Here is a 12,886-nt window from a genome sequence, read left to right as displayed (position 1 = left end):
GTCGGTCCGCCGCCCCTGTCGCGCCGCGTGAGTGGTCCCAGCGCCCTACGCCCGTTCGCGGGCGAGGCGGCGGAGCATCAGCCCGGCGGCGGCGGTGGCGGCGATGAGGTCCTGGCTCAGCAGGGCGGCCGGCATGCCCAGCACCCGTTGGGGGATGCGGTGCTGGTCGTAGGGGGAGGTGCCCGGCACCAGCAGGGTGAGGTTGAACGGCGCCCAGCGGGCGATGGGCAGCAGCGCTGCGGCGGTGAGCAGGCGTTCGTCGGGGCGGTGCTCGTCGGCGGCGCGGAGCAGCCACAGGGCGATGAGTCCCTCCGCGGTTGCGCCGACGACCTCGGAGGTCCCGTGCCACCGGGCGTGCGGGCCGTACTCGGGACCGAAGGTGTGGCTGTGGTTCCAGTCGGCCAGCCACGGCAGGGTGGCCGAGGCGACGGCGGATCCGGCGATCAACCGCCGTCCCCACCGCGCGAGGCGTTGGTTCCTCGTCCGGGTGAGCCGGCTCGCCCGGTCGACTCCGATCATGGGCGCGTCACCCCGCTCGGGCCGATGCCGGCTCGCGGCCGGGCGGCTCGGCGGCTTCGGGCACGTCGCCGTGCTCGCCGCTGAGCCGCTGGACGAGCTTGTCACCCTCGACGTCGAGGTCGGGGAGGAGCCTGTCGAGCCATGCCGGCAGCCACCAGGCACGGTCGCCGAACATCGCCATCACCGCCGGCACGAGGGTCAGCCGGATCAGGAACGCGTCGATGAGGATGCCGACGGCGAGCGCGAAGCCGACCTGCTTGACCATCGGGTCGGCGTTGAAGATGAACCCGCCGAAGACCGCGGTCATGATGATCGCCGCGGCGACCACCACCCGGCTGGCCTGGCTGAATCCGTCGGTGACGCTGTCGGTTCCGTGGTGGCCGTGGACGTGGGACTCGCGGATGGAGGAGACCAGGAAGATCTGGTAGTCCATGGCCAGCCCGTAGAGCACGCCGGTGGCGATGATCGGGATCACGCTCATCACCACTGTGGTGCTGTCGAGCCCGAAGACCTGATTGAGCCACCCCCACTGGAAGACGGCGGTCGTGGCCCCGAACGTCGCGAGGATGCTGAGCAGGAAGCCGAGGGTCGCCTTGACCGGGACCAGGATGGACCGGAAGACCAGCAGCAGGACGATCAGCGACAGGCCGAGGACCACCGCCAGGTAGATCGGCAGCACCTCGGACAGTCGCTGGGACATGTCGATGCCGATGGCGGTCAGGCCGGTGACGCCGAGGGTGATCCCCAGGTCGTCCCCGTACTGCGCGGAGCGGTCGCGGATCTCCGCGACCAGGTCCTCGGTCGCCTCATCGGTCGGGCCGGTGGTGGGGACGACCTGCAGTACCGCGATGGTGCCGTCCTGGCTGAGGCCGGCCGGCACGGCGCTCTGGACGCCGTCGATCCCGCTCAGGTCGGCCACCAGTTCCTGCAGGGCGGGCGGCTCGATCGGCGTGCCGGGCTCGGCCGTCCGGGCCGCCACGACCAGCGGCCCGTTGAAGCCCTCCCCGAAGCCCTCGGCGACCAGGTCGTATCCCTCACGCTGCGGGGTGCCGCTGCCGTAGCTCTCGGCCGAGGGCATCCCGAGCCGCATGCTGGACAGCGGCAGGGCGAGCAGCGCGGCGAATGCCGTGACCAGGACGACGGCCGCCCACCGGTATCGCACCACCAGGCCGACCCAGCGTCGCGCCGGGTTGCGGGAGCGGTCGCGGTGTCCCGCCTGGCGTGCCCGGGCGCGGGGTGAGCAGATGCGCTCCTTCACGAGACCCAGCAGGGCCGGGAGCAGGGTCAGGGCGACCAGGACGGCGATGGCGACGGTCGCGGCGGCGATGAGCGCCATGACTGTCAGCAGGGAGATGCCCACGACCAGCAGCGCGGTGAGCGCGATGACGACAGTCGTGCCGGCGAAGAACACGGCGCTTCCGGCGGTGCCCACGGCGCGGCCCGTGGCTTCCCCGGCGTCAAGACCGCGGGTCAGGATCAGCCAGCGCTGCCGGTTGACGATGAACAGCGCGTAGTCGATGCCCACTGCCAGCCCCAGCATCAGGGCTAGGACGACCGACAGGGAGTTCAGCTCGAACAGGTGGGCCAGCGCGAAGGCGCCGCCGATGCCCGCGCCGACCCCGGCCAGGGCGGTCAGCAGCGGCAGCCCAGCGGCGACCACGGAGCCCAGCGTGACGACGAGGACGAGGGCGGCCACGGCGAGCCCCACGATCTCCCCGACGCCGATGATCTCGGGGATCTCCTGCAGGGTGGCGCCCGGCAGGACGGCCACACCGGCCTCTTCCGCCGGGGCCTCCGCCGCCGCGACGGTGTCGGCGACGGTGCCCTGGGGGAGCTCGAAGATCTGGTCGTCGAACTGGAACTGGAACAGTGCCACCCGGCCGTCCTCGGACACAGTCACGCCCAGCACCGGCTGGCCCCCGACGACCAGCGTGCCCGGCGGGGCGCTGGGCGGGTTCCCCGGTGCGCCCGGCGTGCTCCCCGGCGGGGTGGCCGGGGCTGCGCCCGGCTGCTGCTGGGCCTGCATCAGCTCCGCCGGATCGACGACCTCCTCAACCGAGTAGACCCCTTGCACCGCCTCGGCGAGGACCGGTCCCAACCGCTCGGAGTCCAGTCGGTCGCCGGCCGGCGCCTGGAACACCAGCGACCCCTGACCGCCGGACACCTCCGGGAGTTCCCGGGCCAGTTCGTCGATCACCTCCTGCGCCGGCGTCCCGTCGATCCGGAACTCGGTGCTCAGCTTCGGCGGGTTGAGGATCAGGGCGCCGACGAGCGCGACGAGGAGCGCCGCCCACACCCCGATCACGCGGAACGGGTGCCGATAGGTCCAGCGCCCCACCCGGTACAGCAACGTCGACACCGCAGCCCCCAGAGCCGGTCAGTGCGTCACAGCGCCCATGCGGGCCCCGCGGAATGGAAGTGATAGGAAGCTATCGTAAGCGCGGTCAGCTCGGGACGCGGAGGGGGCTTTGGCGGCACCACGGGGGCCGCCGCAAGTCGGCGTGAGGGGAGTGCTGCGATGACATCGGCGACAGGAGGGCGGCGGCGCGACGCCCTGGCCAACAGCGAGCGGTTGATCGCGGCTGCCCGCAAGGTGTTCGCCTCAGGTGGTCAAGGTTCGCTGGAGGAGATCGCCGGCGAAGCCGGTGTCGGGGTGGCCACCCTGTACCGCCACTTCTCCAGCCGGGAAAGCCTGACCCGGGCTGTGTACCGGTCGATCATGCGAGATGAGCTCCTGCCGCTCCTCCGGCACTCGTGCGCGCAAGGCAGTGCCCGGCAGTCGTTCTTGCTCATCGTCGAGCGGCTGTTGGAGCTGCTCGACCGGGAGCGTGGATTGATCGCCTCGTCGGCGGACTTCGCGGTGCTGACCGACGACCTGCTGAGGGAGTTCCTGGAGCCCTTCGCCGTTCTCCTGCGGCACGCGCAGGAGGCCAACGAGATCCGTGCGGACCTCCAGCCCTACGACATCCCGCGGGTGCTCAGCATCCTTGTCGTCGGTCTCTCCACGCCCCCGGCCTCGCCGGCGGACCGGCGCCGGTACGTGTCGCTGGTCTTCGATGCGATGAGACCCGACCAGGCTGAGCCGCTCCCTCCCCTCGACGAGAAGGATGTCGTGGAAGGCATGCGCAGCGGCTTCACGGCGATCCGGATCGCAAGTTCGTCACGCCATCCTGAGAGCAGCCCTCGTGAGGGCATCCATGTTCAGCCAGGTGAGTTCGGGTGATCGATGCCAGCGACCCCCCACCCGACGCCCCGGGGTCGTGATGGCCGCTTCGCCCGGTGACACGGGTCCGGACCGGGGACCGCGGGGGGCGACGTCCCCGCGGACCGAGGGACTGCCCCACCCCGCCGACCTCGACGCGGGGCGTGACTCCGTGCGGGTGCATCAGCGACTGACCGCTGAGTTGCATCGTCTGGGTCTGTCCACGACGGCCTCGCGCGTGCTGGCCTACGCCCTCGCCGACGGTCGGGATCGCCTCACCGCCCGAGATCTCGCCGAGGGGATCGGCAGCAGCGCGGCTGCGATCAGCGGCGCCGTGCAGGAACTGGTCCGTCTGGGACTCTTGCAACGGGATCGCGAGCCCGGTGTGCGAAGTGGGTACTACCGGCTGGGCCGGCCGAATCCCCTTCCGCGCTATCTCGCCAGTCGCCTCGTCCTGCTGGAGAGGCTCGAGGAAGCTCTGGAGGCCGGCTTCCGTGAACTCGCCCCCCGGGACGACCGAGACCGACTTCTGGAAGCACGGGACTTCCTGTCGTACTTGCGCGCCAGCGCATCCCGCGCGATAGCTCGCTGGGAGAGGTCGTCTTGATGACCGCGCCTGGAGCCTCGGGTGCGTGTCCGGGCACGTCCCGCCCGCTCTCGACGGCGGCACGACCGAATCCGGCCCGGAGATTGTGCAGCGGTATCGGCAACTGTGCGCGGCCTTCATCGCAGACTTCGACCTCGCGCCCTCGGGAGTCGTCACAAGGGGGAAGCCGCTCCGCAGACAGCCCCTGGACGCGCGGCGCCGCCACCGAGTTACCGACCAGTCGTCTAACCTCCGGCCGCTATCGCGCACAAGTAGTGCGGAGGGCGTCCCTACACGTGCCCCGCCTCTCGCCTTCCGCTGTCGCACGCGGCGCGCTTACCGGAGCAAACCCGTCCCTCGCGTGACGGACGGGAGTCGATCGACGCCGCCAGGCGTACGGGGAGGAAGAGAATGACGGGCCCTCTGCAGATTGTCCTGGGCACGATCAGCGTCCTTTTCCTGATCGTGGCCTCGGTGATGGCCTACCGCGCGGTGCGGGCGATGGTGCGGATCATCCGCATCGGCCAGCCCGACGGCACCCGCTTCGGCCCGGTCAAGGACCGGCTCAAGACCTTGGCGATCGAGTCGCTCGGCCACACCCGCATGCTCAAGTGGTCGACAATCGGCGTCGCGCACTGGTTCGTCTTCATGGGGTTCTACGGTCTCGTCCTGACGCTGGTCGAGGCGTTCGGCGAGGTGTGGGACCCGGCGTTCCACGTGCCGCTGATCGGCGAGTGGGGGGTCTGGAACCTGTTCGCCGAGGTCATCGGCACCGGCACGATCCTCGGGATCCTGTACCTGATCTACCGGCGCCAGAAGGACCACCCGCGCCGGCAGGGCCGGAAGAGCCGCTTCGCCGGCACCAACGAGGGCCGCGGCTACTTCGTCGAGGCAGTCATCCTCACCATCGGGATCTCCATCCTGCTGATCCGGGCGCTGAAGGTCTCCTCCGACCTGACCGACGCCCCCGCCTGGTCGCACCCGATCTCCGGCGCCCTGGCCACGGTGCTGCCCGACAATCCCGACCTGCTCACGGTCGTCGCGTTCGTCAAGATCGTGGCGAGCCTGGTCTGGCTGGTCGTGATCAGCCGGATCCTGAACATGGGCGTCGCCTGGCACCGGTTCAGCGCCTTCTTCAACATCTACTTCAAGCGCAACGACGACGGCACGGTCGCGCTCGGCCCCCTGCAGCCGATGACCAGCGGCGGCAAGCCGATCGACTTCGAGGATCCGGGCGAGGACGACATCTTCGGCCGCGGGAAGATCGAGGACTTCACCTGGAAGGGGATGCTCGACTTCACCACCTGCACCGAGTGCGGGCGCTGCCAGAGCCAGTGCCCGGCCTGGAACACCGGCAAGCCGCTCAGCCCCAAGATGGTGATCATGGATCTTCGCGATCACCTCTACGCGAAGGCCCCCTACCTGCTCGGCGAGAAGACCGCGAGCGAGACCGCTCCCGACTACGACGTCCTCAAGCCCAGCGACGAGCAGGCCTGGGCGTCCGGGTACGCCCGCATCGAGGGCACCAACGACGCCCAGGCGCACCGGCCGCTGGTCGGCACCCTCGAGGAGGGCGGGGTCATCGACCCCGACGTCCTGTGGAGCTGCACCAGTTGCGGCGCCTGCGTCGAGCAGTGCCCGGTCGACATCGAGCACGTCGACCACATCATGGACATGCGCCGCTACCAGGTGCTGATCGAGTCGAGCTTCCCCTCGGAGGCCGGCGTGATGATGAAGAACCTGGAGAACCGCGGAAACCCGTGGGGCATGGGCGGCAACGTCCGCGAGGACTGGCTCAAGGAGCTCGACTTCGAGGTCAAGGTGGCCGACGGGCCGCTCGACTACGACATCGAGTACCTGTTCTGGGTGGGCTGCGCCGGCGCGATCGACGACCGCGCCAAGAAGACCACCAAGGCCGTGGCCGAGCTGCTGCACATGGCCGGCGTCGAGTTCGCCGTCCTCGGCAACGGGGAGAGCTGCTCGGGCGACCCGGCCCGCCGCATGGGCAACGAGTTCCTCTTCCAGATGCTCGCCCAGCAGAACGTGGAGACCCTCGACGGCGTCTTCGAGGGCCGCGTGCCGGGCATGCGCAAGATCGTCGCCACCTGCCCGCACTGCTTCAACTCCCTCGGCAAGGAGTACCCGCAGCTCGAGGGCCACTACGAGGTGGTGCACCACACCCAGCTGCTCGGTCAGCTCGTCGAGGAGGGCCGGCTCACGCCGGTCACGCCGGTCGACCGCAAGGTGACCTACCACGACCCGTGCTTCCTCGGCCGGCACAACAAGGTCTACACACCGCCGCGCGAGATCCTCGACTCCGTCCAGGGCCTCTCCACCCAGGAGATGCACCGCTGCAAGGACCGCGGTTTCTGCTGCGGCGCCGGCGGCGCGCGCATGTGGATGGAGGAGAAGATCGGCAAGCGGATCAACATGGAGCGCACCGAGGAGGCCCTCGAGCTCGACCCGGACGTGATCTCCACCGCGTGCCCGTTCTGCATCACGATGCTCTCCGACGCGTTGACGTCGAAGAAGCAGAACGGCGAGGCCGGCGAGCACGTCGAGGTCCTCGACGTCAGCCAGATCCTGCTCCGCTCGATGACGCCGGCGGGTGTCGCGGCACCGGGTGCCGAGTCCGGCGCCGACGTCGGCACGAAGGCCGACGACGTCGTCGGCCTGGACTCCGCGAACACGGAGCACGGTCAGGCATGATCCAGGACGCCGACGGGGCCCGTCCCTAGCGGGGGCGGGCGCCGTCGTCTTCCCGGCCCGGGATCCGCATCGGTCGCGCGCTCATACGGTCCCCAGCTGCAGGGTTCGCAAGGCGATCCGAGTCAGTCGGCGCGCGGTGGTCGTGCGGTCATCGACGGGGAGTACGAGATGGCTGACTGCGAGTCGGACCACTGCGTCCACGCCGTCGGCCAGGTCTTGCGGGTCCAGCTGGGGGAAGTGCTCCGTGAACCAGGAGATCAGGGTTCGGGTGGCGGCGTCGAGCACCGGTGCGGAACGTGTCGTGAGCATGGGCAGCAGCTCGTTGTCGGCGTCGCGTGCCGAGGTGAGGATCGCGCACAGCAGGGGACTGGCGTCGGCCTCGGCCAGCACGTACTCGATTGCTGCGGTGATTCCCCCGGCGGCGTCCTGAGGATGGGCTTCGAGCGTTCCCGAGATGCCGACGAGAAACCGCTCGGTCTCCTCCATGATCAGCGCTTCCCCGAGGCCTTGCTTGTCGCCGAACTGCTTGTACAAGGTCGGGCGCGATACCCCGGTCAGCGCGGCGACATCCCCCATGCGCACTCGGGACCAGCCCTTCTGGACCGTCAGAGCCCGCGCCGCGTCCAGTGCGCGGTCGCGCACGTGTTGGCGGAAGGTCAGACGAAGAGGCTCTGCCGCCACTGGCCGCCCCCGTCCCATCGTCTTTGTTCCGTCCTTGACAATTTCCGACAGTGTGTCACAGCGACTGCCGGGGCCTCCTTCTGTCCAAACCGGTCCTGACAAATCCCGAGTCGGGGTCTACAACTTGACAAAAATGGGCGGTGTGTCAACCTGGTTGCCACCCGTACGGAGCAGGCCCTGGAGCCGTGATGACCACCGTTGCCCATCCGCGCGACACCCGCCCCTATGACCCCGCGGACATCTCGTCCCGAGCGTTCTGGTCCCAGACGGCCGCCGAGCGGGAGAAGACCTACGCCGTGCTGCGCGCCGAGCGCCCGGTGAGCTGGCACCAGCCGGTCGAGGACATGCTGATGAAGGACCCGAACGACCAGGGGTTCTGGGCTGTCGTGCGCCATGCCGACCTGGTCGAGGTCACCAAGCGGCACGAGGACTTCATCTCCGGCGAGGGCATCGTGATGGAGTCGATGCCGCAGGAACTACTCGACGCGGGGCAGGGCTTCATCGCGATGGACCCGCCGCGGCACACCAAGATCCGGCGGCTGCTGAGCTCGGCGTTCACCCCCAAGCAAATCCGTCGCATCCACGACCAGATCCAGGGCAACGCCCGGCGCATCGTGGACGACATCGCGACCAGGGGCGAGGTCGACTTCGTCCCCGAGGTGGCGGCTCTCGTCCCGATGCACAACATCTGCGACATGATGGGCATCGACGAGGCCGACCGGGCGAAGATGGCCTACGAGTCGCAGTTCGCCGGCGGCTGGAACGACCCGGAGCTGATGGGCGACCAGGAACCCCTCGACCGCCTGTTCCAGGCCATGCTGTACCTCGGTGAGCTGGCCGGCAGGTACATCGCCGAGCGCCGGCGCAACCCGGGCGAGGATCTGCTCAGCAACCTCGTGCAGGCCGAGGTCGATGGTGAGCGGCTGACCGACGACGAGATCATGTCCTTCTTCGGGCTGCTCACCATCGCCGGCAACGACACGACCCGGCAGAGCACCAGCCATGCGATGAAGGCCCTGACCGACTTCCCCGAGCAGAAGGCCTGGCTCATGGAGGACCTCGACGGCCGGCTCAAGGGGGCGGTCGAGGAGATGGTCCGATGGGCCACCCCCATCATGACGTTCCGGCGCACCGCGTCCCGCGACTGCGAGCTGAACGGGCAGCAGATCACCCAGGGCGACAAGGTGGTCATGTTCTACGCCTCGGCCAACTGGGACACCGAGGTGTTCGACGCGCCCGAGCGCTTCGACCTCTCCCGGAACCCCAACCCGCACGTGAGCTTCGGTGGCGGCGGAATCCACCACTGCCTGGGCAATCAGCTGGCCCGCCAGCAGCTGGCGGCCATCTACCGCGAGCTGCTGACCCGGCTGCCCGACATCGACGTGTCCGGAGAGCCTTCCTACACGGTCAGCACCTTCTTCCACGGCGTCAACCACCTGCCCGTGCGCTTCACCCCGCAGCGCTGACCGTCCACCCGACCGGAAAGGACACTCCCGTGAGGATCGTGCTGGACGAGAACAAGTGCTCGTCGTTGGGAATGTGCGAGTCGGTCGCCCCGGACTTCTTCGAGGTCGGTGACGACGGCGCGCTCAAGCTGCTGAACCCCACGCCCCCGGGGGGCCGCCGGGCGCTGATGGAGGAGGCCGTCGCGGCCTGCCCCACGAGCGCGCTGAGCATCGAGGAGTGAGGATGGGCGCATCGCGCCCGGAGCACGACGCCCACGTCCTAGTCATCGGCAGCGGCTTCGGCGGAAGCGTCGCGGCTCTGCGGCTGTCGGAGAAGGGTTACCGGATCACCGTGCTCGAGGCCGGGGATGCGCTTCACCGACGACACGTTGCCCGGGACCTCATGGGATGTCCGTCGGTTCCGGTGGGAACCCCGCCTGGGGACTCAAGGGGATCCAGCGGATCAGCAAGGTCGCCAAGGTCGTGGTCCTCGCCGGGGCGGGCGTCGGCGCCGGTTCGCTGAACTACGCCAACACCCTGTACCAGCCGCTGACCATCACCGCACAGGCCGAGCGCGCCTGCTCCCTCTGGCCCAACAAGGCAGAGCGGGATGTGCGGCCACCGCTTGGCGCGGCCTACCAGCGCGTCGCGCCTGTCGCGCCATCCGTGCCGGCCGTCCCGCCCACGCACCGGGGGCACTGCGCCATCAGCTGCTGCCGGCCTGTGTGACCGCCGACCGCTGACGCGCCCCGTGTTCTTGGCGCATCAGCGCCGACTGTTCTCTGGAGAGTCGATGTCTGAAGGACCTGTCGTCGTCGTCGGAGCCTCACTGGCCGGGCTGCGCGCGGTCGAGTCCGCCCGCAAGACCGGCTACGCCGGGCGGCTGCTTCTCGTCGGGGCCGAGGAGCACCTGCCCTACGACCGGCCACCGTTGTCCAAGGCCTTCCTCGACCCAGGCGAGGACCCGGCGGTGCCGCACCACCGCACCGAGGAGGAGCTGCGCGCCCTGGACGTCGAGCTGCGCCTCGGCGTGCCCGCGACCTCGCTCGACACCGATGCCCGGGAGATCGTCCTGGGCGGTGACGAGCAGCTGCGCTACGACCGGCTGGTCATCGCGACCGGTGCGCGCGCCCGGCAGCTGCCCGGGGAGCAGCTCGACGGCGTGCACACCCTGCGCACCGTGGAGGACGCCCGCAGCATCCGCCGGGCCCTGGACGGCGGCTGCCGCATGGTCGTCGTCGGTGGTGGCTTCATCGGGTCCGAGGTCGCCTCGGCCGCCCGCAAGCGGGACGTCGACGTCACCATCCTCGAGGCGGCCCCGCTGCCGCTCGTTCGTGCCGTTGGCGAGCAGATGGCCGCCGCCTGCGCAGACCTGCACGCCCGCAACGGCACCGAGCTGCGGTGCGGTGTCTCCGTCACCGGGCTCGAAGGCGAGGATTGCGTCGAAGGCGTCGCGCTGTCCGACGGCTCGATCCTGCCCGCCGATCTCGTCGTCGTCGGGATCGGCGCCGACCCCGTCACCGACTGGCTCACCGATTCAGGGCTGCAGGTCGAGGACGGCGTCGTGTGCGACGAGACATTGCGTGCCGCGCCCGAGGTCTACGCCGCGGGCGACGTCGCGCGCTGGCACAACCCGCTCTTCGGCCGGATGATGCGCCTCGAGCACTGGACGTCGGCCGCCGAACAGGGCGCCGCTGCGGCGCGCAACGCTCTGGCCCCCGCCGAGGCCACCCCGTACAGCACCGTCCCCTACTTCTGGTCGGACTGGTACAGCGACAAGCTGCAGATGGTCGGCATCACCGCCGCCGACGAGGTCACCGTGATCGGGGACCTGGACGACACTCGATGGCTCGCCCTCTACCGCCAGGAGGACCTGCTCGTCGGCGCCCTGGCGCTCAACATGCCGGGCAAGATCATGAAATATCGGGCGATGATCGGCCGGGGAAGCGCCTGGCAGGACGCTCTCGCCTTCGCAGGTCGATGAACGCCGGTCCCGTCATGGGGAGGCCACGTGTCGCAATGGCGCGAAGGTCCTGCCGCAGTCGCCTCGGAAGCCAAGAGACGTGGGGGAAAGACCGCGATGGCACCGGGGCGGCACTCCACCCACCAAGTCTGCTCCAAGGCTTGCAATCGCCCGACAGGATGATCAGTCATGGCGGCACCGCGAATTCCAACGCAGATGATGTCGCGGGACACCGCGAGCGAGGTCCCGCGATCAGGCGGTGAGGCGCTGGTCGGCGAGGTCGGCGCGCACCTGCTCCATGTCCAGTCCGCGCACCGCGGTGACGAGTTCCTCGAGCGCCTCGGCGGGCAGGGCGCCGGGCTGTGCGAACACGAGGACGCCGTCGCGGAAGGCCATCAGGGTCGGGATCGACCGGATGCCGGCGGCGGCGGCCAGCTCCTGCTCGGCCTCGGTGTCGACCTTGCCGAAGACGATGTCGGGGTGGCGCTGCGCGGCGGCCTCGAAGACCGGTTCGAAGGCCCGGCAGGGGCCGCACCAGCCGGCCCAGAAGTCGACCAGCACGATGCCGTCACGGCTGACGGTGTCCTGGAAGGTCGAGGCGGTGAGGTCGGTCGAGCTCATGATGTGACCCTTTCGTTGTCCGATACCCATATGGGTATAAGCCCGCGAAAGGTGCGTCCTGTTCCCGACGGTCAGCCGAGGAGCGAGATCAGGCTCGAGGTGGCGGTGTAGACGGCGACGGCGATGAGCAGGACGGCGAAGGCCCGCGTGAGGGTTGCGCCGGAGAGGCGGTCGGCGACGACCTTCCCGCCGAGCGAGCCGGCGACGGCGGCCAGCGTAAAGGGGGCGATCACGGCCCAGTCGAAGTGAGCCGTGCCGGCGCGTGCCAGCAGGGCGCCGGCGGAGTTGATCGAGATGACGACCAGCGACGTGGCAACCGCCTGTGGCATGGACATGCCCAGGGCGAGGGTGAGCGCTGGGACGATCACGAAGCCTCCGCCGACGCCGAAGAGCCCGGTCATGAAGCCGACGAGCAGGCCTGCGCCGGCGATCCGTCCGATCCGCCCGGCTCTCCAGCGTCGTGCGGGCTGAAGTGCGTCGCCCTCTTCTGGCGGGAGCGTCTCGTCTCCGCTGTTGGCGAGCATGCCCACAGCGGCGACGACGATCACCGCGGCGAAGCCGAGCAGGAGGACATCGGGGTTCATGAGCCGGTTGACCGCGGTCCCGGCGAAGCCGGCCGCGATGCCGGTGATCCCGAAAGCGACGCCGACGCCCCAGCGCACGCGCCCACTGCGGGCGTGGCCGAGTGCGGCGATGACCGAGGTGACGCCGACGATGAACAGGCTGCTGGTCGTGGCAGCGCGGGCGTCCTGGCCGATGACGTAGACCAGGGCGGGCACGGTGAGGATGGAGCCGCCGCCGCCCAGGGCGCCCAGGCTCAGGCCGATGAGCAGGCCCAGCCCGAGCGTGGCGGCGACGATCACGCGACGGTGCCCGGCTCTCCGTCGTCGGTGACCACCGGGAGGCCGGCGTGCGCCCACGCCTTCATACCGCCGGCCAGGTTGTGCGCCCGCACGCCGGCAGCGGCCAGGGCGTCGGCGGCCTTGCCCGAGCGGTTGCCGGATCGGCAGACGGCGACGACCGGCCGGTCCTGCGGCACCGCCTCCGGGGCGAGGAGACCAAGCGGCAGGTGCTCGGCCTGCGGGGCGTGGCCCGCTGCCCACTCCTGTGGCTCGCGGACGTCGAGGAGCACGGCCTCGCCCCGCTCGAGCAGTTCGGCG

At 70.0% G+C, this 12,886-nt stretch carries 14 protein-coding genes; 8 read left to right on the top strand and 6 right to left on the bottom strand.

Going from position 1 to position 12,886, the window contains the following annotated elements; genetic code table 11:
- Positions 1-45: 45 nt before the first annotated feature.
- Together E9549_RS03110 and E9549_RS03105 are read right to left on the bottom strand one after the other, a co-directional pair.
- Entirely contained in the window at positions 46-447 is a 402-nt protein-coding gene (locus E9549_RS03110) for a DUF6640 family protein (RefSeq protein WP_236825126.1), read from the bottom strand.
- A 79-nt stretch (positions 448-526) separates the two neighbouring features.
- Positions 527-2,878, bottom strand: a complete 2,352-nt coding sequence (locus tag E9549_RS03105) for an MMPL family transporter (protein WP_236825125.1) — start codon at positions 2,876-2,878, stop codon at positions 527-529.
- A 159-nt stretch (positions 2,879-3,037) separates the two neighbouring features.
- Between E9549_RS03105 and E9549_RS03100 the strand changes: the two genes are divergently transcribed.
- The 3 genes from E9549_RS03100 to E9549_RS03090 all read left to right on the top strand — a co-directional run bounded on the left by E9549_RS03100 (position 3,038) and on the right by E9549_RS03090 (position 7,016).
- Positions 3,038-3,742, top strand: a complete 705-nt coding sequence (locus tag E9549_RS03100; RefSeq protein WP_236825123.1) for a TetR/AcrR family transcriptional regulator — start codon at positions 3,038-3,040, stop codon at positions 3,740-3,742.
- A gap of 157 nt (positions 3,743-3,899) precedes the next feature.
- Positions 3,900-4,328, top strand: coding sequence for a MarR family transcriptional regulator (locus tag E9549_RS03095; RefSeq protein WP_209305939.1), 429 nt, complete (start codon positions 3,900-3,902; stop codon positions 4,326-4,328).
- A gap of 390 nt (positions 4,329-4,718) precedes the next feature.
- Positions 4,719-7,016: a heterodisulfide reductase-related iron-sulfur binding cluster gene (locus E9549_RS03090; protein WP_097196989.1), complete on the top strand. Its 2,298-nt coding sequence runs from the start codon at positions 4,719-4,721 to the stop codon at positions 7,014-7,016.
- Positions 7,017-7,097: 81 nt separating this feature from the next.
- Here E9549_RS03090 and E9549_RS03085 read toward each other — a convergent pair whose 3' ends face one another.
- Entirely contained in the window at positions 7,098-7,658 is a 561-nt protein-coding gene (locus E9549_RS03085) for a TetR family transcriptional regulator (protein ID WP_209305938.1), read from the bottom strand.
- 227 nt (positions 7,659-7,885) lie between these two features.
- Between E9549_RS03085 and E9549_RS03080 the strand changes: the two genes are divergently transcribed.
- The 5 genes from E9549_RS03080 (at position 7,886) to E9549_RS03065 (ending at position 11,126) form a co-directional block, all read left to right on the top strand.
- Complete coding sequence (locus E9549_RS03080; RefSeq protein ID WP_097196991.1) at positions 7,886-9,163, top strand: cytochrome P450; 1,278 nt, start codon at positions 7,886-7,888, stop codon at positions 9,161-9,163.
- Between the two features lie 29 nt (positions 9,164-9,192).
- Entirely contained in the window at positions 9,193-9,384 is a 192-nt protein-coding gene (locus tag E9549_RS03075) for a ferredoxin (RefSeq protein WP_097196992.1), read from the top strand.
- A gap of 2 nt (positions 9,385-9,386) precedes the next feature.
- Positions 9,387-9,665, top strand: coding sequence for an NAD(P)-binding protein (locus E9549_RS03070; protein WP_281256827.1), 279 nt, complete (start codon positions 9,387-9,389; stop codon positions 9,663-9,665).
- On the top strand, positions 9,551-9,871 hold the full coding sequence (locus tag E9549_RS23745) for a hypothetical protein (RefSeq protein ID WP_281256828.1): 321 nt from the start codon (positions 9,551-9,553) through the stop codon (positions 9,869-9,871). The genes E9549_RS03070 and E9549_RS23745 overlap by 115 nt, the downstream gene beginning before the upstream one ends.
- A gap of 64 nt (positions 9,872-9,935) precedes the next feature.
- On the top strand, positions 9,936-11,126 hold the full coding sequence (locus tag E9549_RS03065; RefSeq protein ID WP_097196993.1) for an NAD(P)/FAD-dependent oxidoreductase: 1,191 nt from the start codon (positions 9,936-9,938) through the stop codon (positions 11,124-11,126).
- Between the two features lie 231 nt (positions 11,127-11,357).
- Here E9549_RS03065 and trxA read toward each other — a convergent pair whose 3' ends face one another.
- The 3 genes from trxA to E9549_RS03050 all read right to left on the bottom strand — a co-directional run.
- Complete coding sequence (gene trxA, locus E9549_RS03060) at positions 11,358-11,726, bottom strand: thioredoxin (protein ID WP_097196994.1); 369 nt, start codon at positions 11,724-11,726, stop codon at positions 11,358-11,360.
- A 71-nt stretch (positions 11,727-11,797) separates the two neighbouring features.
- Positions 11,798-12,589, bottom strand: coding sequence for a sulfite exporter TauE/SafE family protein (locus tag E9549_RS03055; RefSeq protein WP_097196995.1), 792 nt, complete (start codon positions 12,587-12,589; stop codon positions 11,798-11,800).
- Positions 12,586-12,886: rhodanese-like domain-containing protein (locus tag E9549_RS03050; RefSeq protein ID WP_308113134.1), on the bottom strand; the 301-nt coding region annotated here is incomplete at its 5' end. The genes E9549_RS03050 and E9549_RS03055, both read right to left, overlap by 4 nt.

The sequence above is a fragment of the Blastococcus sp. MG754426 genome, from assembly GCF_021699055.1.
Classification (GTDB): Bacteria; Actinomycetota; Actinomycetes; order Mycobacteriales; family Geodermatophilaceae; genus Blastococcus.
The sequence above is the reverse complement of the archived record's forward strand: the minus strand, read 5'-3'. Positions and strand labels throughout refer to the sequence as shown.